At 66.8% G+C, this 24,115-nt stretch carries 24 protein-coding genes and 1 tRNA gene; 9 read left to right on the top strand and 16 right to left on the bottom strand.

Annotation, left to right across the window (positions count from 1 at the left end; all coding sequences use genetic code 11):
• The 5 genes from atpE to ACNQPB_RS10555 all read right to left on the bottom strand — a co-directional run bounded on the left by atpE (nt 1) and on the right by ACNQPB_RS10555 (nt 3,218).
• Nucleotides 1–219 (bottom strand): ATP synthase F0 subunit C, encoded by a 219-nt coding sequence (gene atpE / locus ACNQPB_RS10575; RefSeq protein ID WP_003804776.1) that lies wholly within the window; start codon nt 217–219, stop codon nt 1–3.
• 78 nt (nt 220–297) lie between these two features.
• On the bottom strand, nt 298–1,098 hold the full coding sequence (gene atpB, locus ACNQPB_RS10570; RefSeq protein ID WP_498751467.1) for a F0F1 ATP synthase subunit A: 801 nt from the start codon (nt 1,096–1,098) through the stop codon (nt 298–300).
• A gap of 91 nt (nt 1,099–1,189) precedes the next feature.
• Nucleotides 1,190–1,519, bottom strand: a complete 330-nt coding sequence (locus ACNQPB_RS10565; protein ID WP_498751465.1) for a hypothetical protein — start codon at nt 1,517–1,519, stop codon at nt 1,190–1,192.
• Nucleotides 1,506–1,988, bottom strand: coding sequence for a Cg1360 family ATP-synthase-associated protein (locus ACNQPB_RS10560; RefSeq protein WP_498751463.1), 483 nt, complete (start codon nt 1,986–1,988; stop codon nt 1,506–1,508). The genes ACNQPB_RS10565 and ACNQPB_RS10560 overlap by 14 nt, the downstream gene beginning before the upstream one ends.
• A 117-nt stretch (nt 1,989–2,105) precedes the next feature.
• Nucleotides 2,106–3,218 (bottom strand): MraY family glycosyltransferase, encoded by a 1,113-nt coding sequence (locus tag ACNQPB_RS10555; protein ID WP_498751462.1) that lies wholly within the window; start codon nt 3,216–3,218, stop codon nt 2,106–2,108.
• Between the two features lie 203 nt (nt 3,219–3,421).
• On the opposite strand from ACNQPB_RS10555, the gene ACNQPB_RS10550 reads away from it, so the two are divergent.
• Complete coding sequence (locus ACNQPB_RS10550; RefSeq protein WP_498751460.1) at nt 3,422–4,318, top strand: glycosyltransferase; 897 nt, start codon at nt 3,422–3,424, stop codon at nt 4,316–4,318.
• A gap of 7 nt (nt 4,319–4,325) precedes the next feature.
• Here the strand turns inward: ACNQPB_RS10550 and ACNQPB_RS10545 are convergent, their stop codons facing one another.
• The 10 genes from ACNQPB_RS10545 to argS form a co-directional block, all read right to left on the bottom strand.
• On the bottom strand, nt 4,326–5,096 hold the full coding sequence (locus ACNQPB_RS10545) for a WecB/TagA/CpsF family glycosyltransferase (protein WP_498751787.1): 771 nt from the start codon (nt 5,094–5,096) through the stop codon (nt 4,326–4,328).
• 41 nt (nt 5,097–5,137) lie between these two features.
• Nucleotides 5,138–5,929, bottom strand: a complete 792-nt coding sequence (locus ACNQPB_RS10540; RefSeq protein ID WP_498751458.1) for an L-threonylcarbamoyladenylate synthase — start codon at nt 5,927–5,929, stop codon at nt 5,138–5,140.
• Between the two features lie 12 nt (nt 5,930–5,941).
• Nucleotides 5,942–6,814, bottom strand: a complete 873-nt coding sequence (gene prmC / locus ACNQPB_RS10535) for a peptide chain release factor N(5)-glutamine methyltransferase (protein WP_498751457.1) — start codon at nt 6,812–6,814, stop codon at nt 5,942–5,944.
• 15 nt (nt 6,815–6,829) lie between these two features.
• Nucleotides 6,830–7,903, bottom strand: coding sequence for a peptide chain release factor 1 (gene prfA / locus ACNQPB_RS10530; RefSeq protein ID WP_498751455.1), 1,074 nt, complete (start codon nt 7,901–7,903; stop codon nt 6,830–6,832).
• Between the two features lie 198 nt (nt 7,904–8,101).
• A complete protein-coding gene (gene rho / locus ACNQPB_RS10525; RefSeq protein WP_498751453.1) occupies nt 8,102–10,207 on the bottom strand; it encodes a transcription termination factor Rho in 2,106 nt (701 codons plus the stop codon).
• 299 nt (nt 10,208–10,506) lie between these two features.
• Nucleotides 10,507–11,481: a homoserine kinase gene (gene thrB / locus ACNQPB_RS10520; protein WP_498751451.1), complete on the bottom strand. Its 975-nt coding sequence runs from the start codon at nt 11,479–11,481 to the stop codon at nt 10,507–10,509.
• A 36-nt stretch (nt 11,482–11,517) separates the two neighbouring features.
• Nucleotides 11,518–12,624, bottom strand: coding sequence for a threonine synthase (gene thrC, locus ACNQPB_RS10515; RefSeq protein ID WP_498751450.1), 1,107 nt, complete (start codon nt 12,622–12,624; stop codon nt 11,518–11,520).
• Nucleotides 12,625–13,941 carry a homoserine dehydrogenase gene (locus tag ACNQPB_RS10510; protein WP_498751448.1) on the bottom strand — a complete coding sequence of 439 codons (1,317 nt, stop codon included), beginning with the start codon at nt 13,939–13,941 and terminating at the stop codon, nt 12,625–12,627.
• Entirely contained in the window at nt 13,934–15,403 is a 1,470-nt protein-coding gene (lysA, locus tag ACNQPB_RS10505) for a diaminopimelate decarboxylase (protein WP_498751446.1), read from the bottom strand. Before lysA ends, ACNQPB_RS10510 begins: the two co-directional genes overlap by 8 nt.
• 5 nt (nt 15,404–15,408) lie before the next feature.
• The gene (gene argS, locus ACNQPB_RS10500; RefSeq protein WP_498751445.1) at nt 15,409–17,073 is read right to left on the bottom strand and encodes an arginine--tRNA ligase; all 1,665 of its coding nucleotides are present in this window, start codon (nt 17,071–17,073) and stop codon (nt 15,409–15,411) included.
• 178 nt (nt 17,074–17,251) lie between these two features.
• On the opposite strand from argS, the gene ACNQPB_RS10495 reads away from it, so the two are divergent.
• The 6 genes from ACNQPB_RS10495 to ACNQPB_RS10470 all read left to right on the top strand — a co-directional run bounded on the left by ACNQPB_RS10495 (nt 17,252) and on the right by ACNQPB_RS10470 (nt 21,885).
• Nucleotides 17,252–17,731: an FMN-binding protein gene (locus ACNQPB_RS10495; protein ID WP_498751443.1), complete on the top strand. Its 480-nt coding sequence runs from the start codon at nt 17,252–17,254 to the stop codon at nt 17,729–17,731.
• 5 nt (nt 17,732–17,736) lie between these two features.
• Complete coding sequence (locus tag ACNQPB_RS10490; RefSeq protein ID WP_498751441.1) at nt 17,737–18,609, top strand: FAD:protein FMN transferase; 873 nt, start codon at nt 17,737–17,739, stop codon at nt 18,607–18,609.
• The gene (locus tag ACNQPB_RS10485) at nt 18,606–20,138 is read left to right on the top strand and encodes an FAD-dependent oxidoreductase (protein ID WP_498751439.1); all 1,533 of its coding nucleotides are present in this window, start codon (nt 18,606–18,608) and stop codon (nt 20,136–20,138) included. The genes ACNQPB_RS10490 and ACNQPB_RS10485 overlap by 4 nt, the downstream gene beginning before the upstream one ends.
• Nucleotides 20,139–20,251: 113 nt before the next feature.
• Nucleotides 20,252–20,327: transfer RNA gene (locus tag ACNQPB_RS10480), tRNA-Arg, on the top strand.
• 165 nt (nt 20,328–20,492) lie between these two features.
• Entirely contained in the window at nt 20,493–21,536 is a 1,044-nt protein-coding gene (locus ACNQPB_RS10475; RefSeq protein WP_498751437.1) for a M4 family metallopeptidase, read from the top strand.
• A 58-nt stretch (nt 21,537–21,594) separates the two neighbouring features.
• Entirely contained in the window at nt 21,595–21,885 is a 291-nt protein-coding gene (locus ACNQPB_RS10470; RefSeq protein ID WP_498751435.1) for a protealysin inhibitor emfourin, read from the top strand.
• Nucleotide 21,886: 1 nt separating this feature from the next.
• Here ACNQPB_RS10470 and ACNQPB_RS10465 read toward each other — a convergent pair whose 3' ends face one another.
• Nucleotides 21,887–22,858 (bottom strand): GlxA family transcriptional regulator, encoded by a 972-nt coding sequence (locus ACNQPB_RS10465; protein ID WP_498751433.1) that lies wholly within the window; start codon nt 22,856–22,858, stop codon nt 21,887–21,889.
• Between the two features lie 81 nt (nt 22,859–22,939).
• Between ACNQPB_RS10465 and ACNQPB_RS10460 the strand changes: the two genes are divergently transcribed.
• Together ACNQPB_RS10460 and ACNQPB_RS10455 are read left to right on the top strand one after the other, a co-directional pair.
• Nucleotides 22,940–23,110 (top strand): hypothetical protein, encoded by a 171-nt coding sequence (locus ACNQPB_RS10460; protein ID WP_162943697.1) that lies wholly within the window; start codon nt 22,940–22,942, stop codon nt 23,108–23,110.
• Nucleotides 23,111–23,141: 31 nt separating this feature from the next.
• Nucleotides 23,142–24,110, top strand: coding sequence for a helix-turn-helix transcriptional regulator (locus ACNQPB_RS10455; protein ID WP_498751431.1), 969 nt, complete (start codon nt 23,142–23,144; stop codon nt 24,108–24,110).
• Nucleotides 24,111–24,115: the final 5 nt, after the last annotated feature.

Here is a 24,115-nt window from a genome sequence, read left to right as displayed (position 1 = left end):
TTACTTGAGAACGAAAGCGAAGACCAGGCCCAGGATGGCGAGGGCTTCAGTCAGCGCAAGGCCGAGGAACGCGATCGGCTGCAGGACGCGCTGGGCTTCCGGCTGACGAGCCACACCGTTGATGTAGGCAGCGAACACGAGACCCACACCGATACCACCGCCGATGGCCGAGAGACCGTAGCCGATGAGGTTGAGGGAGCCGTTGATGGAGCCTTCCATTTTTCTTCCTTTCAAGATGCCATGTGTATGGCAGGTTGTTTGGGTTGCTTCATCCCCGCGAGGGGAAGTTTGAGGAGCCTAGTGGCTGTCGGCGTGGAGTGCGCCTTCGATGTAGATCGCGGTCAGCAGTGTGAACACGTACGCCTGCAGCGCCATGATCAGCGCTTCCAGCATGTACATCGCAATCGCGCCGGCAAGAACCAGCACAGAGGTGCCCTTGAGGAGGACGTTCTCCTGCATGACGAGGAACTCGATGCCCGAGCCGGCAATCATGACGATCAGGTGGCCGGCCAGCATGGTGGCGAAGAGACGCAGGCTGTGCGTGACCGGGCGGACCAGGAAGTTGGAGATGATCTCGATCGGAATAACGATCGGAAGGATGTAGACCGGGACACCGGAGGGAACGGTGGCGAGCTTGAAGTAGCGCAGGCCGTTCTTCCTGATGCCGATGCCGATCCAGGTGATGTACACGATGACTGCCAGCACGTAGGCGCCGCCGACGTGCGAGAAGCTCGGGAGCTGGATCAGCGGGATGGCGCCATAGATGTTGTTCACCAGGATGAAGAAGAACAACGAGAACAGCAGCGGGACATACTTCATGAAGTCGCGGCCGCCAATAATGTCCTTGGCGATGCTGTTACGGACGAAGCCGTAAGCCATCTCACCTGCGAACTGCAGCTTGCCGGGAACCAGCTGCTGCTTCCGTGCAGCGAGGATAAAAAAGGTGGCGATAATGACGACCGACAGGATGACCAGCAGCATCTGCTTGGAGAATCCCTCGTGCGCACCCCACGGCAGGATAGCCGGCAGGTGCATTTCGTCGATTCCGGGAGGGGTAAAGGTCCCTGAATCCTGGGCCGGGAGCGCAAGCGCGATCAACGCGTTTCCTCTCTGCAGTGTCCATCATTGGGCTTTGGTGAGAATCGGTCCGCGTTGGCTGCGGCCACTTCCCGTGTGAAATTATTTGGCATTACTGTGCCCCGTCCTGGGACGGACCGCTGTCTGCTTTGCTCTTGCCAGAAGAAGATCCTTGACTGGTGAGGCCATGCATATGGGAGAGATAGAATCCCCCTGCGGCTCCAAGCAGAGCGCCTAGGAGCACAATCCAGCGTGTCCCCCACAGATTATCCAGACCCCAGCCTATCAAACTCCAGACAATGATCCCGCCGATGATGTAGCTGAAGACGGCCATGCCGGCGTTGTATCCGCCGTCACTTCCGTCCTCGGCTCCGCCAGCGGAATTCCCGGAGTCTGGGGTGGCGGGAATGGACTTCCCGGGATGACGTTCAGGCCTTGCCATGCTGGTCCCCTTCGCTCGGAGAGGGATCATTGTAGATTTGCAGCCGGGCCTTGCTGAATCCGCGGATTTCGGCCGCCTGCCAGACGACGACGGTGACGATGGCAGCGATCACGAACCAACGGCCGTGCAGCCACTCCGGAGCACCCAGGACGAAAAGGACGACGGCGAAGCCTACGACTTTGACGAAGTAAGTGGCCACGAAAAGTCCGACCGCGCCGGAGGGATTGTTACGTCCGACGAAATGGCCGATCAGGAGGCTGATCGCGAAGAACACGATCACCAGCGCACCCCCGAAGGCAACGGACAAGGCACCCTGGCCGCCATTCATGACGGCGGCTATCAGCGCAGTGACAGCGAGGGCCAGCACGGCCGCCGTCGCACTCTGGACCAGCAGCCTGAGCCACAACGAGCTTCCGGAAACAGCAACGCCGGAATGCGTGGACGGATGTCCATCGGCGTTGGAGGTCATGGGGATGCCAATCGTCGAGGCAGGGGATGCCAGGTCTCAAAGAGGGTGGGTGCGCGTGCGAGTGACTGCCCGCAACAAGAATTCTACATGAGATAGAACTGTGATGTTAACGCGGCGTCATTGCTGAAGCCGGCCGCCCCGGCGGGCAAAGTACGGCCATGCCGTCACCACGCCCATGACGAGTGCAGCCGCGATGTCCAGGGAGAGGACGACCTGCCAGGGGAAGATCGCGAAGGCGAGGCCGCCGAAAGCGAGGATCGCGGTCCAGACGTACATCATCAGGACGGCGGTGCGGTGGGTGTGGCCGAGTTCGATCAACTTGTGGTGCAGGTGGCCGCGGTCCGCGGACCACGGAGACTGGCCGCGGGCGGTACGGCGGACGACGGCGAGGCCCAGGTCCAGCAGCGGCAGGGAAAGCACGGCAAACGGCAGCAGGATCGGAACGATGGTGGGAATACCGTTGATGCGGTCGTACAGCCCCGACGTGATCTGGCCCGTCGAAACAACACCGCCTGATGCCATTACCAGGCCGAGCAGCATGGCGCCGGAATCCCCCATGAAGATCCGGGCTGGAAACCAGTTGTGGGGCAGGAAGCCGATACAGCAGCCCACGAGGATGGCCATCAGCAGGGCAGCAAGGTCGGAGCGGTCCAGAAGCACCGCGTTGCGGTGCACCCAGTAGGCGGTCAGGAAGAACGCCACTCCCCCGATGGCGGCGACTCCGGCCGCAAGCCCGTCCAGGCCGTCGATGAAGTTGACTGCGTTCATGGTGGTGACGATCAGCAGGGCCGTGATGGCGATGCTTACTGGTTCCGAGGTGATGTGGATGGGCTCGGGGATGAAGGGAATCAGCGTCATCCGTACGCCCCACACGGCCACCACGGTCGCGGCCAGCGCCTGTCCGATCAGCTTGATCCACCAGCGGATGTCCAGGAGGTCGTCTGCGAGTCCGACGGCGACGATCACCAGTACACCGGCGAGGATCCCCCAGGGCGCCGAATTGCCGCGGAAAATGTCCTTGACGAAGAAGGAATTGCTGGCCACCACCAGGGCAACGGCAAAGCCGGCGCACAAGCCCAGCCCGCCCAGGCGGGAGATCGGCACGGAGTGCATGTCGCGGCTGCGGATAGGCCCGAACAGCCGCAACTTCTTCGCCAGGAACCGTGCGCCCCACGTGGTCACGTACGCCACAACGGCAGCCGTGAGCATCATGAGGGAGTACATGATCACGTGGCGGCTCCTGAAGACGGTGATGGTTTGCGCCCTTGCGACGCGTTGCGGGAGGTCCCCGCAACGCCCTGCGCACCGCCGGATATTGCTGTACTACAGTTGGACTCTGTCCAAGATACTAGCGGCAACAGCTGCCACGCTCCGGCACTCGCGCCCTTAGGGCGAGCCGGTTGCACCCTGTGCCGCTCCGGAAGGATCCCTTCATGCCCGTGCCGGTTGCCGTAGCCGCCGTGACCTTCGACCGACCCCGTGAACTGGCAGTCCTGCTCGACGCGATCCGGGACCAGACCTCCCCGGTCCAGGCCATCTGCCTCGTGGACAGCGGCACCGTCCCTGCCGGTGACGTGGCAGCGAAGCACCCGAAAGTCGACTATGTGCGCTCCGAGGCAAACCTGGGCGGTGCCGGCGGCTTCGCGCTGGCCATCCTCAAGGCCGTGGCCAGCGGTGCCGAATGGGTCTGGATCATGGACGACGACGCCGAACCGACCGATCCCGCTTGCCTTGAGACCCTGCTGCGCGAAGCAGAGTCCCGCAAGCTTGATGCGGTAGTGCCTCTGGTGCTGGCGCCCGGCCAGCCGGACAAGTTGTCCTTCTTTTTCCGGATCGACGGCAAGGTGACCCACGACCGCGCCGAGGTTGAAAAGGCCGGGTTCCTGCCCGACGTCGGACATTTCTTCAACGGCGCCCTGATCCGTTCTGATGTCTTCTTCAAAGTGGGCGTGCCGGACATCCGGCTGTTCATCCGCGGCGACGAGGTGGACTTCATGATCCGCCTGCGCAAGGCGGGCATCCGGTTCGGGACGGTGGCGACCGCGTCGATCAGCCATCCGCACGCCTTCTCTGAAACAAAGCACGTTTTCGGCGCGCGCTGGCACGTGATCGTCCCGGAAGGGGCGTTCAAGCGCTACTTCTACTACCGAAACCGCGGTTACCTCATCCGCCGGTACCGCCGGGTAAGGTCCCTGGTGGCCGACGTCGGCGGCTACCTCGGCTACTTCCTGCCGCGGGGCGATTTCCGTGGACTCGCGGAATGGTTCCGGGCCTTCTCCGCCGGCCTGCGCGGCAAGGGCTTCGGCCCGCTGGACCAGCAGAAGTTCTAGCGGGTCCCTAGCGGCGCAGGAGACGTTTGCGCAGCAGCAGGCCGAGAAGAACCCAAGGTTCGGCGAACACCCGGTAGGCGACCCGTCCCGGGTGCAGCAGCAGGCGCCAGGCCCATTCGAGGCCGAGCCGTCCAAGCCAGCGCGGCGCAAGTTTCTGGACGCCGCCCAACTGCTCGATTGCACCACCGACGGCGGCATAGACGGCCGGCGGCAGCTCATCCAGCCTGCGCCTCAGCACCGATTCCTGCAGCGGCATGCCGAGCCCGAACAGCACCAGTTGGGGCCGGAACTCCCCCAGCCACGCGACGGTTGCCTCTTCCTTGGCCTCATCCCAGGCCTCGCCGGGAAGGCCTGCGACCTCTGCGCCGGGGACGACAGTGCGCAGCACCTCCACCGCCATGGCGTTGGCTTCGGCACCGGCGCCGACGACGGCGATGCGCTCCAGTCCCTGGAGCCGGCCAAGGGCGGGCAGCCAGTCGGTGGAACCCAAGCGGTAGGCCATGGCGGCGCGCCGCGTGCTCCGGCCGTGGGCCTTGCCCCACAGCATGGCCACGGGGGCGCCGTCCAGGAGCACGATGTCGCTGCGCTCATAGAGCGCGCGGAATCCGGCATGCGAATGCAGGAGGGTGACGCTGTGCAGGTTGTGGCCGACGATGAGCCTGGTGCCGCCTTCGGCCAGGAAGCCTTCGACCACCTCCAGGAGTTCGTCCAGCCGCAGGGCTGTGACGTCCACATCCAGGAAAGGGACCCGGTCCTTGCTCAATTCCACACGGTCCATCTTTCCCGAATCCGTCCGGCTCACGTGCGTCCTTCCCGCGGTCATCCGACCGCGGACCCGCCGGGCAGCGGATTCTCCGGCCCTTCCTGGGGCAGGGGCGCGTTTTCGGCTTCCGGCCCTTCCTGAGGCACCGGCACGTCCTCGGCCTCCGGCGCCTCGGCTTCCGGCGCAACCTCACCCAGGGCCAGGACTCCCGGAACCAGTTGCCTGAGTTGTTCGAGGGAAATGGCTCCCTCCCGCACCACCCGCAGGGGCACGGAAGTTGCGTCGACGATCGTGGAAGGCACGCCCTCCTCCCCGTCGACAGGGCGCAGGCCGCCTTCGAGGTAAACCTCCACGGACTCGGCGAGCTGCTCCTGCGCTTCGGCCGCAGTCCGGGCAGCGGTCTGGCCGGTGCGGTTCGCGGAGGACACCGCCAGAGGGCCGGTGCGGTTGAGCAGTTCGAGGGCGATCTCGTCGTCGGGCATGCGCAGGGCTACTGTGCCGCGGGTTTCGCCGAGGTCCCAGTCAAGGGACGGCTGGGCGTGGAAGATCAGGGTCAGTCCGCCCGGCCAGAAGGTTTCGGCCAGTTTGCGCGCTTCGTCGGAGACCTCGGTGGCGAGTCCGTCCAAGGCGCCGAGGCGCGGGATCAGCACTGGCGGCGGCATCTGCCGGCTGCGGCCCTTGGATACGAGCAGCATGGTCACGGCCTGCGGCGAAAATGCGTCCGCGGCAATGCCATACACGGTATCCGTGGGCATGACGATGCATTTCTTCTCGCTGATGGCGCGCTGGGCGTGGTCGATGCCGCCGGAGCGTTCTTCCTCGGATGTGCAGTCGTAGCTAGTGGTCACTGCGCTATTCTTTCACTCCCGCGGGCGGGCCGGTGACAGGACCGCGCTGGTTGCCCGCTGCTTGCCGTTGAGGTCCGCGTGCGAGGTGACGTCCGTCCAGCACCCTGCCGCCCGCAGGTGGTCGGCGATCCATCCGGCCTGCACCTCGGCGTGCTCCATGACGAAGTAGCCCCCCGGCTTCAGGAGGCGGGCCGCGGAGGCTGCCGCCGCCGTCGGGAGTTCCATGCCGTCCGCTCCCCCGCCGTACAGGGCTTCCGGAGGATCGTGCAGCGCCACTTCGGGCTCGTTCGGGATGGCCTCGGCCGGGATGTACGGCGGGTTGGAAACCACCACGTCGAAGCTGCCGTTGTGTTCAGGCAGCGCGTCCCGCAAATCTCCGTGGACAAGTTTGACGCCCAAGGGGTGCAGGTTCTTTGCCGCCCAGGCGTGGGCGAAGGCACTGAACTCGACCGCGTGGACTTCAGCGCCCGGCACCTCGTGCGCGATCGACGCGGCAATGGCGCCGGACCCGGTGCCTAGGTCCACCACCTTCGGGCGGTTCATTCCGGCAAGCCTGTCGATAACGAGCTGAACGACCGTTTCGGTCTCCGGTCGCGGAATGAAGACGCCGGGCCCGACGGCGAGCGTCAGGTAGCGGAAATGCGCGACGCCGGTGATGTGCTGGAGCGGGACGCGGCTGGCCCGCTCGGCAACCAGTTCACCGTAGCCTTCCGGTGCCGGGGAATCGCCCAGCAGCATGGCCCGCAGCCGGCCGAGGCCGACGCCGAGGAGGTGATCGGCAAGGAGTTCGGCGTCGACGCGCGGGGTGGGGACGCCCGCGTCGCTCAACACCGCCGTTGCCTCGCGGACGGCGTCCGCGAGGCTCTGTCCGCTTTCAAAAGCCATCGGATCGGCCGGGGACTACTCGCCGATGGCGTCCAGGCGTGCCTGTTCGTCCATCTCGATGGCGGACTGGATGACCGGTTCGAGGTCACCGTTCATGACGGCGTCCAGGTTGTAGGCCTTGTAGCCGGTGCGGTGATCCGCGATGCGGTTTTCCGGGAAGTTGTAGGTGCGGATGCGCTCCGAGCGGTCCATCGTGCGGATCTGGGACTTGCGGTGCTCGGCGCTCTCGGCGTCCAGCTGTTCCTGCTGGTGCGCCAGCAGACGCGCGCGGAGCACGCGCATAGCGGCTTCACGGTTCTGCAGCTGGGACTTCTCGTTCTGCATGGCGACCACGATGCCCGTGGGCAAGTGGGTGATGCGCACGGCGGAGTCCGTGGTGTTCACGGACTGTCCGCCAGGGCCGGAGGAACGGTAGACGTCGATCTTCAGGTCGTTCTGGTTGATCTCGATCTCTTCGGGTTCGTCCACTTCGGGGAATACCAGCACGCCCGCGGCGGAGGTGTGGATGCGGCCCTGGGATTCGGTGGCCGGAACGCGCTGCACACGGTGCACACCGCCCTCGAACTTCAGCCGGGCCCAGACTCCCTGGGCGGGGTCGTTGGAGGAACCCTTGATGGCCATCTGGGCGTCCTTGTAGCCGCCCAGATCGGATTCGTTGGCGGAGATCAGCTCGGTCTTCCAACCACGGCTTTCGGCGTAGCGGGTGTACATGCGCAGCAGGTCTGCAGCGAAAAGCGCAGCTTCCTCGCCCCCTTCGCCGCCCTTGACCTCGATGATGATGTTGCGGGCATCATCCGGGTCCCGCGGAATCAGCAGGCGGCGGAGCCTTTCCTGCGCTGCGGGCAGTTGGCCCTCGAGCTCCTCCACCTCAGCGGCGAAATCCGGGTCCTCGGCCGCCATCTCCTTGGCAGCATCCAGATCCTCGGTGAGTCCGTGCCACTTGTTGTATGCCTCCACAATGCCCTGCAGCTGCGCGGAGCGGCGGCCCAGCTTGCGGGCCAGGGACTGGTCGGCATAAACGGCAGGATCGCTCAGCTGCGCCTGGATGGCAGCATGCTCATCAAGCAATCCCTGTACGGACTCAAACATTTCTCAAACCTCTTTCGACTTGTAGCCAAGTCTAGTTATGCCACCTGCGGAGGATGACGGGACCGCCGTCGAGCATATCTGCCGGCCCGGGAGTGGCATCGGGCCTGTCGTAGCGTTGCCGCCGACGTACGCAGTACGTCAGCGGCAACGCGAAGGGGCGGGGCCGGCAAATATGCTCGGCGGCCCCACCCCAACCACTTACTTGTCGTTGTCCGACTTCGCGCCCAGCGTCGTCTTCTGCACCTGCATGAGGAACTCGACGTTGCTGCCGGTTTCCCGGATCTTGTTGGTCAGCAGTTCAAGGCTCTGCTGCTGCTCCAGTCCGGAGAGGACACGGCGCAGCTTCCACATGATCTTGACTTCCTCGGCCGAAAGCAGGTTCTCTTCGCGGCGGGTGCCGGAGGCGTTGACATCCACGGCCGGGAAGATGCGCTTGTCGGCCAGCTGGCGGGACAGGCGCAGTTCCATGTTGCCGGTGCCCTTGAACTCTTCGAAGATGACCTCGTCCATCTTGGAACCGGTCTCCACGAGGGCCGTTGCCAGGATGGTCAGGGAGCCGCCGTTTTCGATGTTGCGGGCGGCACCGAAGAAGCGCTTGGGCGGGTACAAGGCTGCGGAGTCCACACCACCGGACAGGATACGGCCGGAGGCCGGTGCTGCCAGGTTGTAGGCACGGCCCAGGCGGGTCATGGAGTCCAGGAGGACCACCACGTCCATGCCCATTTCCACGAGGCGCTTGGCGCGTTCGATGGAAAGCTCGGCAACGGTCGTGTGGTCGTCTGCGGGACGGTCGAAGGTGGAGGCGATGACCTCGCCCTTGACCGTGCGCTGCATGTCCGTGACTTCTTCGGGACGTTCGTCAACGAGCACCATCATGAGGTGGACCTCAGGGTTGTTGGTGGTGATGGCGTTGGCGATGGACTGCAGGATGAGCGTCTTGCCGGCCTTCGGCGGGGAGACGATCAGGCCGCGCTGGCCCTTGCCGATCGGGGCCACGAGGTCGATGACACGCGGGCCGATCTTCTTGGGGTCTGTCTCGAGGCGCAGGCGCTCGGAGGGGTACAGCGGAACGAGCTTGGCGAATTCGACGCGGTCCTTGAGCTCTTCCGGCGTCTTGCCGTTGACGGAAGTGACGCGGACGAGGGCGTTGAACTTCTGGCGTGCGGACTGCTGGTTGCGGTCGTCGCCGTCGCGCGGGGCACGGATCGCGCCGACGACGGCGTCGCCCTTGCGCAGGTTGTGCTTCTTGACCTGGGCCAGCGAGACGTAGACGTCGTTGGCGCCGGGCAGGTAGCCGGAGGTGCGGATGAACGCGTAGTTCTCCAGGACATCCAGGATGCCGGCGACCGGCAGCAGGACGTCGTCCTCGGTGATCTCGACGTCCTCGACGTCGGGCCCCTGGGCGCGGCCGCGGCGGCGTTCGTTGCGGTCGCGGAAGCGGTCGCTGCGGGTGTTGGTTTCGCGGCGGTCGTTCTGCTGCTCACCGCGGTCATTGCGGTCGCGGCGGTTGCGGCGGCTGCGACGGCTGCCGCCCTCGTCGCCGTCGTTCTCGTCGCGGCGGTTGCGGGTGTTGTCGCGGCGTTCGCGCTGGCCGCCTTCGCCGGCTTCGGCCGGCTGCTCGGTGCGGCGCTGCTCGCCCTGGTTCTGTCGCTCACCCTGGGCCTGTCGCTCGCCCTGCGGCTGGCGCTCACCCTGCTGCTGGCGCTCACCCTGTGCCTGTTCGGCGGGGCGGGCTTCAGCGGCCTCGGCGGTGTCGGCAGCAGCAGTGCTTTCGCCGCGGCGGCGGTTGCGGGTGCGCGGCTGACGGCGCTCACCGGCTGCTTCGGCGCCCTCGGCGGAAGCCGCCGCGGGTGCTGCTGCTTCGACGACGGCGGCTGCTGCGGCCTCGGCGGCTTCGGCTGCCGGGGCGGCGACAACACCATCGCTGGTGGCGCGGCGGCTGCGGCCACGGGCACGGCTGCGGGTCGTGCCTTCCTGGACGGTTTCGGCGGACTCCGCAGGGGCCGCTGCCGGAGCCTCGGCCTTGGCGGGCGCCTCGGCCTTCGTTTCGGTCCTGGCAGGAGCCTCGGTCTTGGCCTCAGCCTTGGCCCTTGCCGGAGCCTTGCCGGCGCTTGCGCCGGCACGGTGCGCGGAAATCGCAGCTACAAGGTCTCCCTTGCGCATCCGCGAGCCGCCGGAAATACCCAGCTGGCTGGCGAGGGCCTGCAGCTGCGCAAGCTTGAGTCCGGCAAGGCCGCTGCTCTTAGCAGGTGCGGCGCCGGAGTTTGTGTCCACAGCTGGAGCCAGCTCAGTGGTTTCTGTCACGAAGGATCCTTCCCCCTCGACGTCGCCCGGACTGGAGCCGGGCGCGATGATGTGTTCTGGACTGCAGTTCAGATCTGCAGCCGGGATGTCGGCCTTGCCGCTTATTGAGCCAGCAAGGCCCGATTGATGACGTCTTCGATGCCCCGGCGTGCGGGGCGTGGGCTTGCGCCGAGGAAGCAGAGTCGATCTGCAATGCCTGCGACAGGCCGAAAAGGAGACGACACCGGCAGGGACTTCGACACAGTGGACGACGGAACGTACCTGTTGCCAGGGTCCAATGTCAGGGAACTGCCCGCGGTTTACCGCCGGTGCAGTTCCACTCTAGCACCTTCGACGTCCACTGCCAGCGTCAGCACGCGCCAGGCGACGCCGGGTGTGTTGCCCGCCGCGAAGTCCGAAATGCGCGAAACGACGGCTGCCGCTTCCTCTTCGCCGTTGGCCAGCGCCAAGACGGTGGGACCAGCGCCGGACACAACGGCAGCGTGTCCTTCCGCACGGAGCGCCGCAATCAACTGCGCGCTCGGCTGCATCGCCTCCGCCCGGTAGCTCTGGTGCAGGTAGTCTTCGGTAGCCGGCAGCAGGAATTCCGGCGCCTTTGTCAGGGCGTGGATGAGCAGGGCGGCACGGCCGGAGTTCATGGCCGCGGCGTGATGGCCCACCGAGGCGGGCAGCAATCCGCGGGCGGTCTCGGTGGAAAGTTCGTAGTCCGGAACCGCCACCACCGGGATGACGGCAGGGACGACGTCGGCCCGGGCGCTGCTGTACTGCTCGCTGTCCTGCCAGGATAGCGCCAGTCCGCCGAAAATCGCGGGAGCGACGTTGTCCGGGTGGCCTTCCATCTCGCTGGTCAACTGAAGGATCCATTCGCGGCTGCGCTGGGCCTCCGCGGGGACCAGCGCGTTTGCCGCCGTGACTGCGGCGACGACGGCAGAGGCGGAGGACCCGAGGCCGCGGCCGTGCGGGTTGACGTTCTCGGCCGTGATCTTCAGGCCGTTGTGGCGGAAGCCGAGGCGCTCCAGTGCCGCGTTGATGGCGCGGATCACCAGGTGGCTGGCGTCCCGCGGCAGGGTGTCCGCACCTTCGCCGGAGAGGTCGAATTCAAGCTCGCCGTTGTCCAGGGTTTCCACGGTCAGGGTGTCATAGATGGACAGCGCCAAGCCGAGGCTGTCGTACCCGGGGCCGAGGTTGGCGCTGGTTCCGGGAACCCGCACGGTCAGCTGCTGACCCGCCGCGAGCGTCGTAAGTTCGCCCGCGGCGGGCTGCGTCGTTTCCACTCTTGGTTTTCTTCCAGTCCTGTTTGCTTCGGGAAGCTAGATGGCTTCCAGGCCCAGTTCGTTTGCAACGGTCACGACGTCGTTCGGCACCTTGACGGGCTGGACTTCGCTGCCGTCCACGGTGCGGAGGGCCCACTGCGGGTCCTTCAGGCCATGCCCGGTGACGGTGATGACGATCGTCTTGCCGGACGGCACCTGGCCGGCGGCGTGCTTCTTGATCAGGCCTGCGACGCCGGCGGCGGAGCCGGGCTCCACGAAGACGCCCTCCTTGGCGGACAGCCAGCGGTGGGCATCCAGGATTTCCTCGTCGGTCACAGCCTCGATGAGGCCGCCGGACTCATCGCGCGCGGCGATGGCGGTGTCCCAGGATGCCGGGTTGCCGATGCGGATGGCGGTGGCGATGGTGTCCGGGTCCGTGATCGGGTGGCCGGCGACGAACGGTGCGGCTCCTGCTGCCTGGAAGCCCCACATGACCGGGGTCTTGGTGGATACGGCCGCCAGAGTGCCTGCGGTGGCGGACTCGAAGGGAGCCGAGTATTCCTTGTAGCCCTTCCAGTAGGCGCTGATGTTGCCGGCGTTGCCGACGGGCAGCACGTGGATGTCCGGAGCATCGCCCAGGGCGTCGACAACTTCGAACGCGCCGGTCTTCTGTCCCTGGATGCGGGCCGGGTTCACCGAGTTGACCAGGAACACCGGGTAGGACTCGCCCAGCTTGCGGGCGATGTCCAGGCAGTTGTCGAAGTTGCCGTCCACCTGCAGAAGGGTTGCACCGTGGGCGATCGCCTGACTGAGCTTGCCCATGGAGATCTTGCCTTCGGGAACCAGGACGGCGCACTTCAGCCCGGCGGCGGTCGCGTAGGCCGCGGCCGAAGCGGAGGTGTTGCCGGTGGAGGCGCACACAACAGCTTTGGCCCCTGCTTCGACGGCTGCGGTCATGGCCATGGTCATGCCGCGGTCCTTGAAGGAACCCGTGGGGTTCATGCCTTCGACCTTGAGGTACACCAGGGATCCGGTGAGCTCGGACAGCTTCTCCGCGTGGACCAGCGGAGTGCCGCCCTCACCGAGGGTGATGACCTTGGTGGCTTCCGTGACGGGCAGACGTTCAGCGTATTCGCGGATTACCCCGCGCCATTGGTGAGCCACTTAGACCCCTTCTACCCGCAGTACGGATGTGACGGAATTGATGACGTCGAGGGCCTTGACGGCCTCGACGGTTGCCGCGAGTGCGGCTTCGGATGCACGGTGCGTGACGATCTTCAGTTCGGCCGACTCGATGTTCGAGGCGGCATCGCGGTGGATGGTCTGGCGCATGATTTCGATGGATACGCCGTTCTCCGCAAAGATGTGGGCGATCCGGGCCAGCACGCCGGCCTGGTCGGCGACGTCGAGGCCGATGTAGTAGCTGGTCTCCGAGGCCTCCACCGGGAGCGCCGGGACGTGGCCGGTGGTGGTTTCGGTGCGGCCGGGGCCGCCAAGCACCAGCCGGCGCGCGGCGGAGACGAGGTCGCCGAGCACCGCCGATGCGGTGGGGGTGCCGCCCGCGCCCTGGCCGTAGAACATCAGTTCGCCGGCGTTTTCCGCCTCGATGAAGACGGCATTGAATGCCCCGCGGACGGCGGCCAGCGGGTGTTCGCGCGGCAGGAGCGTCGGGTGCACGCGCACCGAAACGCCTTCTCCGCCGTCGGCGTCCACCAGCTTCTCGGCAATGGCGAGCAGCTTGATGACAAAGCCGGCCTCCTTCGCCGAAGCGATGTCCGACGCGGTGACCTTGGTGATGCCTTCGCAGTGGACGTCGTCCAGGGCGAAGCGGGTGTGGAAGGACAGCGAGGCAAGGATGGCGGCCTTCGCGGCGGCGTCATGGCCTTCGACGTCGGCGGTGGGGTCCGCTTCGGCGTAGCCCAGGCGCTGCGCTTCGGCCAGGGCGTCAGCGAACTGGGCGCCGGTGGTGTCCATCTGGTCGAGGATGAAGTTGGTGGTGCCGTTCACGATGCCGAGCACGCGGGTGATGCGGTCACCGGACAGGCTGTCGCGGATGGGGCGCAGGATCGGGATCGCACCGGCGACGGCGGCCTCATAGGACAGCTGCACGCCGGCCTTGTCCGCCGCTTCGTAGAGCGCGGGGCCGTCCTGTGCCAGCAGGGCCTTGTTGCCGGTGACGACGCAGGCGCCGTTCTCGATCGCGGTGAGGATCAGGGAGCGGGCCGGCTCGATGCCGCCGAGCAGCTCGATGACGAGGTCGGCTTCCTTGACCAGGGTGTCGGCGTCGGTGGTGAACAGTTCGCGCGGCAGCTCGACGTCGCGCTTGGCGTCAAGGTTGCGCACGGCGATCCCGGTAAGCTCCAGGCGCGCACCGGTGCGGGCAGCCAGGGCCGCGGCGTCGTCAATCAGAATCCGCGCCACCTGTGCCCCGACGTTGCCACAACCCAGCAGGGCCACTTTCAAGGTGCGCACTTCAGACATTCGCCACTCCCATGTCGCGGTTCAACAGATCTTCTTCGGTTTCCCCGCGGACAATCCACCGGGCCGCTCCGCCGCGCACAGCGACGACGCCCGGCCGGGCAAGGTAGTTGTAATTGCTGGAGAGGGCCCAGCAGTAGGCGCCGGTACCCGGTACTGCGAGCAAATCACCGGCTGCCACATCCGCGGGCAGATATACATCTCTAACAACTATGTCGCCGCTCTCGCAATGTTTGCCCACTACGCGGGACAGCTGCGGTCCGGCAAGGGACGTCCGGGAAGCGAGAACAGCCGAATAATCCGCGTCGTAGAGCACCGGACGGGCGTTGTCGCTCATGCCGCCGTCGACCGACACATAGCGGCGCGGGAACGTAACGTTTTCCCCGCCGTCAGCGGTGGCCGGAACGTCCACGCGCACGGTTTTCAGGGTGCCGACCTCGTAGAGGGTGAAGGTGCTGGTGCCGACGATCGCACGGCCGGGTTCGATCGAGATGCGCGGCGGCGTGATGCCGAGTTCAGCGCAGCGCGCACGCACGACGGCGGCCAGCGCCTGTGCGATCTCCGCGGGCGGGCGCGGGGTATCCACCGGGGTGTAGGCAATGCCGTGGCCGCCGCCCAGATCCAGCTCCGGCAAGGTGATGGAGTACTTTTCCTGCATCGCAGCGTGGAATCCGAGGAGCTTATCTGCCGCCAGGGCGAAGCCGTCCGGCTCGAAGATCTGCGAGCCGATGTGGCAGTGCAGGCCGAGCAGTTCCACGCTGGAATAGGCGGTGGCCGCGGCCACGGCTTCTTCCGCGGCGGAGAGTCCCGCTTCCTCGGTGGAGTCTCCGGCCATGGAGAGGCCGAACTTCTGGTCCTCGTGGGCGGTGGCGATGAACTCGTGGGTGTGCGCGTGCACGCCCGGCGTGAGGCGCAGCATCACCTTGGCCACCTCGCCGCGGGCGGAGGCGATCTTGGCCACGCGCTCGAGCTCGTCCAGGCTGTCCACCACGATCCGGCCGACTTTCATGTCCAGGGCGCGGTTGATCTCGGCGTCGGACTTGTTGTTGCCGTGCAGGCCGAGGTTCGCGCCGTCGATCCCGGCACGTGCGGCCACGGCGAGTTCCCCGCCGGAGCAGGTGTCCAGGCGCAGGCCCTCCTCGGCAACCCAGGACGCTACCGCCGTGCACAGGAAGGACTTGCCGGCGTAGTAGACGTCCACTCCCCCGCAGATGTCCTCGAACGCGGCGTCGAAGGCGTCCTTGAAGGCGCGGGCCCGGGCGCGGAAGTCCGTTTCGCTCATCACGAAGAGCGGGCTGCCGAACTGCGCCTTGAGTTCGCTGACCGGGATGCCGTCGATGGCGAGCTCGCCGCCGTCGTTCCGTTCGACGCCGACCGCCCACATGGGGACATGCAGCGCGTTGAGGTCCGCCGGCACGGCGAGCCATTCGGGGGCAAGGGGCGACGCGCCTGTTGCTTCGGTCATCGCGATCACATCCGTTCGGGCGCGGAGACGCCGAGCAGTTCGAGTCCGTTGGCAAGGACCTGGCTGGTGGCGTCGTTGAGCCACAGGCGGGTCCGGTTGACGTCGCGGACGGGTTCGTCTCCCTGCGGCGAGACACGGCAGGCGTCATACCAGCGGTGGTAGGCCCCGGCGATGACCTCCAGGTGGCGGGCAACCCGGTGCGGTTCGCGGAACTCTGCGGCCTTGGCCACGATCGAGGGGTAGCTGCCCAGGTAGGACAGGAGCTCGTTCTCCGTGGCGTGGTCCAGCAGCGAAGCGTCGAAGGCGTCCTCGCCGTTGACCTGGCGTTCGACGCCGGCCTCCGCCGCGTTACGCGCCGTGCCGCGTGATCGGGCGTGCGCGTACTGGACGTAGAACACCGGGTTCTCGTTGCTGTTCTTCTTCAGCAGCTCCGGGTCCAGGGTCAGCGGCGAGTCCGCGGGGAAGCGGGCCAGGGAATAGCGCACGGCATCGGTGCCGAGCCAGGAGATGAGGTCCTTGAGCTCGATGATGTTGCCGGCACGCTTGGACAGCTTGGCGCCGTTGACCGACACCAGCTGGCCAATGAGGACCTCGATGTTGGTTTCGGGGTCATCGCCCGCGCAGGCCGCAATGGCCTTGAGGCGGTTGATGTAGCCGTGGTGGTCCGCGCCCAGCAGGTAGATCTTTTCAGGGAAGCCGCGGTCCTTCTTGGACAGATAGTAGGCGGCGTCGGCGGCGAAGTACGTGGGTTCGCCGTTGGCCCGGATCATCACCCGGTCCTTGTCGTCGCCGAAGTCGGTGGTGCGCAGCCAGACCGCACCATCCTTGTCGAACACGTGGCCCTGCTCGCGCAGGCGGGCGACGGCGGACTCGATGGCGCCGTGGTCGTGCAGCTCCCGCTCGGAGAAGTAGACGTCGAAGGACACGCCGAAATCGGCCAGCGTGGCCTTGATGTCGGCCATCTGCGCCTCGTAGGCGGCCTGGCGGATGACCGGCAGGGCGGCTTCGTCCGTGAGTTCGCGGATGGCCGGATGGGCCTTGAGGACCTCGTCGCCGAGTTCAACGATGTACTGGCCCGGGTAGCCGCCCTCCGGAACGCCCCGGCCGTGCAGGCGGGACAGCACGGAGTTGGCGAAGACGTTCATCTGGGAGCCGGCGTCGTTGATGTAGTACTCGGCCGTGACGTCGGCACCGGAGGCGCGCAGCACGCGGGCGATCGAGTCGCCCAGCGCGGCCCAGCGGGTGTGGCCGATGTGCAGCGGTCCGGTGGGGTTCGCGGAGACGAATTCCATGTTGACGACATGGCCGGCGAGCGCCTGGTTGCTTCCGTAGGAGCTCCCGGTTTCCACGATCACCTTGGCCAGGGCGCCGGCCGCGGCCGCGTCCACGGTGATGTTCAGGAAGCCCGGACCGGCGATGTCCACAGCCGTGACGCCGTCGATCTCCTTGAGCCGGGTGCTCAGGAGGGTGGCGAATTCGCGCGGGTTGGTGCCGGCCTTCTTGGCCAGCTGGAGGGCAATGTTCGTTGCCCAGTCACCGTGCTCCCGGTTCTTGGGTCGCTCCACGCGCACGTCATCCGGCAGATCGGATTCGGAAAGGGCGACGTCGCCGGCGGCGACAGCGTCTTTCAGGCAGGCGGATATGGCGGCAGAGAGTTCTTCGGGAGTCACCCGTCTAGCGTACCGTCGGGGCTTGCAAGTGGAGGAATTGCAACAGACGGCGTCACAGCTTGGGCACAGATGCCCCTGCCTTCGGGCACAGGATGAACCAATAGGCTGGTTCCGACGTCAAAGGAATGAAGCACTTTGGCACCTGTCCCGCATCTTGTCCAGTTGAAACGAGCACTCCATGACTACGCCACTTCGCAAGAGCCTCCTCGCCGGCGCCGCCGGACTCTCCCTCGCCGGAACCGTGGCGGCCTGCGCGCCGTCCAACCAAGCTCCGGCGGCCCAAGCACCGGCTGCGCAGGCACCGTCGGCGGCATCGCCGTCGGGCGCCACTGCGTCCTCAGACCCGAGCTCCGGCAGCTCCGGCGCCTACAAGGACGGAACTTACAGCGCGGACGGCACCTACACCTCCCCCAACGGCACCGAAACCGTGGGCGTCCAGCTGACCCTGGCGGGCGGGACGGTCACCGGCGTGGAGATCACCACCCACCCCACCAGTCCCAACACCCGCAAGTTCCAGGGCGAATTCAAGGACGGCATTGCGGCCCAGATCGTGGGCAGGAAGCTCGACGAGCTCAACGTATCCAAGGTCGCGGGATCTTCGCTGACCAGCGGCGGCTTCAACCAAGCCGTGGAATCCATCAAGGCCCAGGCGAAATAACCGCCATGCCGCACCCCGGCTGGGACTCCTTCTCCTTTGACGGCATCGGCACCGCCTGGGAAATCTCGACGCCGGAGCCGCTCGCCCCTGCGGTGCGGGCCAGCCTGCTGCGGGCCGTGGAGGACTACGACCTCAGCTACTCACGTTTCCGGCAGGACTCCCGGATCTCGGAACTCGCGCGGGCGGCCGGATCGGTGTCCCTGCCGGAGCATGCGGAGCAGCTGGGCACCGTCTTCCGTACCATGTATAGGCTCAGCGGCGGCTCGATGACCCCTTTGGTCGGCGCGAGCCTGGAGCAGCTCGGCTACGGCGCCGACTACGCCCTGGTTCCCCGCGGGCCGGCCCGGCCCGCGCCGCGCTGGGAAAACGTCCTCCGTTGGGAGGGCAGCACGGTGGCCTCCACCGAGCCGGTGGTTCTCGACGTCGGCGCCGCCGGGAAGGGGCAGCTGGTGGACCTGCTGGCGGAGATCCTGCGGGCAAACGGCATCGCGCAGTACCTCGTGGACGGCAGCGGAGACATGCTTCACGCCGGTCCTTCACAGCTGCGGGTGGGGCTGGAACACCCGTACGATCCCACGCAGGCGATCGGCGTCGTCGAACTTGGAAACCAGGCACTGTGCGCTTCGGCGAGCAACCGGCGGGCGTGGGGCGACGGGCTGCACCACGTGCTGGACGCCGCCACCGGCAGGCCGGTGGACACCGTGGTGGCCACCTGGACGATGGCCGCGAGCACCATGGAAGCGGATGCCCTGGCCACGGCGCTGTTCCTTGTGGAGCCGCGGCTGTTGGAGGAAGAATTCGAATTCGACTGGCTCAGGGTTTTTTCGGACGGCAGGGCACGCTGTTCGCAGGGTTTTGAAGGGACGCTGTTCACATGAGCACTGGCTTCGGCACCGCCAAATCCCGGCTCGATACCTGGCTGGGCCGCTTCACGATGTACCGGCTGATTCTCTGGGTGCTAGCGGTCCTCGCTGCGTACAGCCTGGTGCTCAATGCCCTCGGCTGGCTGACCTTCGGCCTGCCGGACATGCTGGCGCACGCTGCGCTCTGCCTCGGGCTGACGTACTTGGCGGGCCGTGCCTTCGCGATGCTGTTCCGGGTCCGGCCGCATTCGGAATCCTCCCTGATCACCGGCCTGCTGCTGTTTTTCCTCTTCTGGCCCAGCGATCTGCTGCCCACCGTTGCCTGGCCGGACCTGGCCGGCGTGGCTCTTGCCTGCGTGCTGGCATCGGCGTCGAAATACCTGCTGGCCTTCCGCGGCCGGCACATCTTCAACCCGGCTGCGGCCGGGGCGTTCATCGTGTCGCTGACCGGCCTGAACGTCGCCACCTGGTGGGCGGGCACCCCGGCGATGCTCTGGGCGCTCGTGCCGGCTGTGGCCTTGATCATGTACCGGACCCGCAAGGTGCTGATGGTCTGCGCCTTCCTGCTCGTCTCGGGCTCGATCGTCTTCAACGAGTTGCTCCGCGCCGGCATGTCGCCCGGCGCGGCCTTGTGGCAGCCGTTCGCGCAGCGGCCCCTGCTGTTCTTCGCAGGCTTTATGCTGACGGAGCCGCTCACCCTGCCGCCGAGGCGCTGGCAGCAGCTGGCGCTTGCCGCCGTCGTCGGGGTGGTCTTCGCGGTGCCGTACAACCTGGGCTTCGTGGCGAACTCCCCCGAACTGGCACTGCTGCTTGGGAACCTGCTGACTTTCTTCGCCGGCCAGCGCGGCGGCATCCGGCTCGTGTTCGCCGGCTCCCGGCCGCTGACGCCCACCACCACCGAACTCCGCTTCGCGGCCCGCCGCCCCGTCCGCTACACACCGGGGCAGTACATGGAACTTGACCTGCCGCACTCTTCCTCCGACGGCAAGGGACGACGGCGGATCTTCAGCCTGAGCAGCCCCCCGGGCACTGCGGAGCTGACGTTCGGGGTGGGGACAGCCGGCCCGTTGTCGTCGGCAAAGCGCGCTTTGCTGGAGCTTGCTCCCGGCGATCCTTTGCGGGCTACGGCGGTGGGCGGCGATTTCGTGCTGCCGCGCGACGGCGGGACTCCCGTTCTGCTGATCGCGGCGGGCATCGGGATCACCCCGTTCCTTTCCCAACTGGGGTCCGGGGCGGCCCGGGACCGTGACATCGTGGTGCTCTACCTCGCGCCCTGCGCCGAAGAGCTCGCCGGAGCGGACGTGCTGGCGGCCTCGGGCGCGCGGGTGATCGCCCGGCTCGCCGACGGATCCCCGCCCCCGGAGTTCATGCACGACGCCGGAAGGGTACGGATCGACGGTTCCTCGCTACAGGTGCTGGTCCCGGACATCGCCCGGCGGACGGTGTACGTTTCCGGCTCCCCCGCCCGGGTGCAATCCCTCCGCAGCGCCGCCCGGCAGGCCGGGGCGCGACGGGTCCGGGTGGATGCTTTCTCCGGATACTGAGGGCTCCGGGAGCCTCGACCGTGGCCGGACACGGCCGCCGACCCGTTTTTTCACTGCGGCCCGCGGACCTGCTAAGCTCATCAACGTTCCGGAAACAACCGGAAACCCCGGATGCCCTCGTAGCTCAGGGGATAGAGCGTCTGCCTCCGGAGCAGAAGGCCGTAGGTTCGAATCCTATCGAGGGCACCATTCCTTTCGAGGACAAGAAACCCCGCCATTCCCAGGAATGGCGGGGTTTTTGCGTTGCGGGAGCAGGCGCCGTGGCGGACATGCCGACGATGGGCAGCCAAATTGTCGGCGGCCGCTCCTAAGCTGATTCGTACCAGCTCCGCCAGACGCCAAAGGGGTTTGCAAATGATCTGCTCCATCGTTCCTCCGTACATGCTGCGCCGCCTTGCCGCCCGCCCGGAACCCCGGCTCCGGGCGATCGCGCGGGCCGCAAAGGAATCGCTGCTGCATATCAAGGGCCTGCAGGCCGCCCGCGCCCTTCCGGTGCCCGCCACGCCGCCCAGCGCCCGCCAGGCCAAGCCCGGCCCGCCCCAGCGCACCATCTTCGACGCCGCATCCACCGAAACCCTGCCGGGCACCCTCGTGCGCAAGGAAGGCATGCCGCCCATCGGGGACGCCGCAGCGGACGAGGCATATGACGGTCTTGGCGATACCCACAGCCTCTATGCCGACGTCTTCGAACGGAACTCCATCGACGGGGCCGGCCTCAAGCTCGACGCGACGATCCACTTCGGCAAGCTCTACGACAACGCCTTCTGGGACGGCCGCCAGATGGTTTTCGGGGACGGCGACGGCGAGATCTTCCAGCGCTTCACCAAGTCATTGAGCGTGATCGGCCACGAGCTTGCCCACGGCGTCACCCAGTACACGGCAGGCCTCGCCTACCGGAACCAGGCGGGCGCCCTGAACGAATCCATGTCCGACGTCTTCGGCGTCCTCGTGGAGCAGTACGCCCGCAAGCAGCCTGCCTCGGAAGCGAGCTGGCTGATCGGAGAAGGCCTTTTCACGGACGCCGTGCAGGGGGCGGCACTGCGCTCCATGAAGGCGCCGGGAACTGCGTACGACGACGACGTCCTGGGCAAGGACCCGCAGCCCGATTCCATGGACAGCTATGTCCGCACCACGGCGGACAACGGAGGGGTCCACATCAATTCGGGCATCCCCAACCGCGCCTTCTACCTGGTGGCCTCGAAGCTGGGCGGCAATGCCTGGGAAGCGCCGGGCCAGATCTGGTACGGCACGCTGACCAGCGGATCCCTCCCCGCTGCCTGCACCTTCGGCAAGTTCGCGAGGACCACCATCGCCACCGCCGAGGAACTGTTCGGCAGCGGCTCGGCCGAGCATGACGCCGTCATGCAGGCGTGGGAAACTGTAAAGGTCAAGGTCTGACTCCAGCACCGCTTGCCGGCGGATCCCGCGTCCGGTGCAGCACGAAGATCGGTGGGGCATGAAGATCACTGTCCGTCGCAGCGGGGGCATCGCCGCGATGACGCGTGTCTGGAGCGTCAATGCCGTGTCCGCGGACGACAAGGAACGCTGGATGCCGCTTGTCGAAGCCTGCCCTTGGGACGAAGCCAAGGCCCTGTCGCGCACCGCCAACCAGCCCGACCGCTTCATGTACTCCATCAGGGCCGGGCAGCGGCGGGCCACGCTGCCGGACCGGGAAGTCACCGGCCCCTGGGAGGACCTGGTGGAATCCGCCAAAGCAGAGGGTTCCGAAAGCCGCGGGCAGCGCTGAACTACCCCACTTCTGCGAGCTGGCCACCCCGGAAGGCCCGGCGGTAGGACTGCGGGCTCGTGTCCAGGACCTTGGCGAAGTGGTGCCGCATCAGCACCGAGTGGCCGAATCCTGCTTCCCGCGCCACCTCGTCGATGTTCAGGTCGCTGCTTTCCAACAGTTCCTGGGCCCGGAGCACCCTCTGTGAGTTGAGCCAGGCGGCAGGCGTTGCCCCGGTTTCGGCCCGGAAGCGGCGGGCGAAGGTCCTTGGCGACATGTGCAGCCGTTCGGCGAGTTCGGAAACACTGTGTTCCTGGTCAAGGTTCTCCACCATCCAACGCAGCAGGGCTTCCATCGGTGCAGAGCCGCAGCTCGGCATCGGCCGGTCGATGTACTGGGCCTGCCCGCCGTCGCGGTGCGGCGCCACCACCATGTCCCGGGCAATGGCGGCGGCAACCTTCGCGCCCAGCTCCACACGGACCAGGTGCAGGCAGGCGTCAATGCCGGAGGCCGTGCCCGCACTGGTGATGATAGTGCCGTCCTGAACGTAAAGGACGTTTTCATCCACCCGGGCCTTGGGGTAGCGGCCGGCCAGGTCCTGCGAATAGTGCCAGTGCGTGGTGCAGCGGCGACCGTCCAGCAGACCGGCCCTTGCAAGGGCATACGCACCCGAGCAGATCGACAGCACCCACGCGCCCCGTTCATGCGCGGCGCGGAGGGTTTCCAGGACCTCCTCCGTAACGTCCAGGTCACGGCCATAGGGAGCCATGATGACGAGATCCGCGTCGGAGGCGGCCTCCAGGCCCAGGCCCACATGCATCGACAGCCCGGATTTCATGGGGACGTCGCCGGGCTGCGGGGTGCAGACGCGGAAATCGAACTTCGGAACGCCGCTCTCCCGCTCGGAACGGTCAATGCCGAAAACCTCGAAGGCGGTTCCGAACTCGAAGATTGAGAAGCCCGGAACAACGATGATGGCCACTGATTTCAACATAGTTCCAGTGTGGCAGAAATTTATCCAAATGGGTCATTTCTGCCACTGTTTCTTGGAGCCCGCCGGGCAGACGATGGATCCATGGAAATCCTCGTAGCCTTCATCGTCATCATCGTCCTGCTGGCTATCGCAGCCACCATCTCGGCAGTCCTCCGCGACGGCCGGGGCCACATTCCGCCGGTTCGTTCCGAACGCGACTGGCGTGCCCTTGACCTCCCCAGCAGCGCCTACTGGACCATGCGCCTGCTCTGACCGCGGACCGCGGGGCACGTACGCTTGGTCCATGATCCAAAGCTCCGCCCGCCTGCTGCAGCTGCTGTCCCTGTTGCAGCTGCGGCGGGAATGGACCGGCCCGGCTCTGGCCGAACGCATGGACGTCACGGAACGCACCGTACGCCGGGACATCGACAAACTCCGCACCCTCGGATACCCCATCCACGCCTCGCCCGGAATTGCGGGCGGCTACCAGCTGGGAGCCGGCGCCCAGCTGCCGCCGCTCCTGCTCGACGACAACGAGGCACTGGCGGTCGCCCTTGGACTGAATTCAGTGGCCGCCGGACCCGTTGCCGGGATCGGCGAAGCATCGGTGCGGGCCCTCGCCAAGCTTGAACAGGTCCTGCCTGCCAGGCTGCGCCCGCGCTTCGCCACCCTCAAAGCCGCCGTCACCACGCTGCCCAGCAACGCGGCCGCGGTGGATCCGCACCAGCTCACGGTGGTGTCCTCTGCCATCGCGGACCGGCGCTTGATCCGCTTCGACTACGCCAAGCCGGACGGCACGGTGGGCCGCCGCATCGCCGAGCCCTACCGGTTGGTGGACACGGGCCGCCGCTGGTACCTGGTGGCCTGGGATCTCGAGCGGGAAGACTGGCGCACCTTCCGTGCGGACCGCATTGCCTCCCTGCCGGCCGCAACGAAGAAGTTCCTCCCGCGGCCGCTCCCGGCGGAGGATCTTGCTGCCTACGTGCAGCAGTCGGTGACCCGTTCGCCCTACCGCTATGACGTCGTCGTCCGCCTGTTCGCCCCGATCGGCGACGTGGCCGCTCTTGTCGGCCCGCAGCTGGCGACCTTGACCGACGACGGCGGGTCCGCCACGCTGCTGCACGCCGGCTGGGACAGCCTGGCTCAGCCCGCCGCGCACCTTGCGGCGCTGGGCATGGAGTTCGAGATCCTCTCGCCGCCGGAATTCAAGGAGTATGCCGTGGCGCTGGCCGGCCGGCTCGCACGCTCCGCGGGAGCCCCGGCGCCGCAGTAGACTGG

Source organism: Curtobacterium sp. LFS079 (genome assembly GCF_047977865.1).
Taxonomy (GTDB): domain Bacteria; phylum Actinomycetota; class Actinomycetes; order Actinomycetales; family Micrococcaceae; genus Arthrobacter.
Note: the sequence above shows the minus strand (reverse complement) of the source record. Positions and strands in the feature narration are given on the sequence as shown.

What these genes read in the sequence shown, in the direction of transcription:
- ACNQPB_RS10545 (WP_498751787.1), bottom strand. Translation starts at nt 5,096, where the DNA reads ATGGACCGTGTGGAATTGAGCAAGGACCGGGTCCCTTTCCTGGATGTG.
- ACNQPB_RS10495 (WP_498751443.1), top strand. Translation starts at nt 17,252, where the DNA reads ATGACTACGCCACTTCGCAAGAGCCTCCTCGCCGGCGCCGCCGGACTC.
- ACNQPB_RS10560 (WP_498751463.1), bottom strand. Translation starts at nt 1,988, where the DNA reads ATGACCTCCAACGCCGATGGACATCCGTCCACGCATTCCGGCGTTGCT.
- atpE (WP_003804776.1), bottom strand. Translation starts at nt 219, where the DNA reads ATGGAAGGCTCCATCAACGGCTCCCTCAACCTCATCGGCTACGGTCTC.
- ACNQPB_RS10465 (WP_498751433.1), bottom strand. Translation starts at nt 22,858, where the DNA reads ATGTTGAAATCAGTGGCCATCATCGTTGTTCCGGGCTTCTCAATCTTC.
- ACNQPB_RS10565 (WP_498751465.1), bottom strand. Translation starts at nt 1,519, where the DNA reads ATGGCAAGGCCTGAACGTCATCCCGGGAAGTCCATTCCCGCCACCCCA.
- ACNQPB_RS10455 (WP_498751431.1), top strand. Translation starts at nt 23,142, where the DNA reads ATGATCCAAAGCTCCGCCCGCCTGCTGCAGCTGCTGTCCCTGTTGCAG.
- ACNQPB_RS10490 (WP_498751441.1), top strand. Translation starts at nt 17,737, where the DNA reads ATGCCGCACCCCGGCTGGGACTCCTTCTCCTTTGACGGCATCGGCACC.
- ACNQPB_RS10470 (WP_498751435.1), top strand. Translation starts at nt 21,595, where the DNA reads ATGAAGATCACTGTCCGTCGCAGCGGGGGCATCGCCGCGATGACGCGT.
- prfA (WP_498751455.1), bottom strand. Translation starts at nt 7,903, where the DNA reads ATGTTTGAGTCCGTACAGGGATTGCTTGATGAGCATGCTGCCATCCAG.
- ACNQPB_RS10475 (WP_498751437.1), top strand. Translation starts at nt 20,493, where the DNA reads ATGATCTGCTCCATCGTTCCTCCGTACATGCTGCGCCGCCTTGCCGCC.
- ACNQPB_RS10460 (WP_162943697.1), top strand. Translation starts at nt 22,940, where the DNA reads ATGGAAATCCTCGTAGCCTTCATCGTCATCATCGTCCTGCTGGCTATC.
- ACNQPB_RS10485 (WP_498751439.1), top strand. Translation starts at nt 18,606, where the DNA reads ATGAGCACTGGCTTCGGCACCGCCAAATCCCGGCTCGATACCTGGCTG.
- lysA (WP_498751446.1), bottom strand. Translation starts at nt 15,403, where the DNA reads ATGACCGAAGCAACAGGCGCGTCGCCCCTTGCCCCCGAATGGCTCGCC.
- prmC (WP_498751457.1), bottom strand. Translation starts at nt 6,814, where the DNA reads ATGGCTTTTGAAAGCGGACAGAGCCTCGCGGACGCCGTCCGCGAGGCA.
- ACNQPB_RS10550 (WP_498751460.1), top strand. Translation starts at nt 3,422, where the DNA reads ATGCCCGTGCCGGTTGCCGTAGCCGCCGTGACCTTCGACCGACCCCGT.
- ACNQPB_RS10510 (WP_498751448.1), bottom strand. Translation starts at nt 13,941, where the DNA reads ATGTCTGAAGTGCGCACCTTGAAAGTGGCCCTGCTGGGTTGTGGCAAC.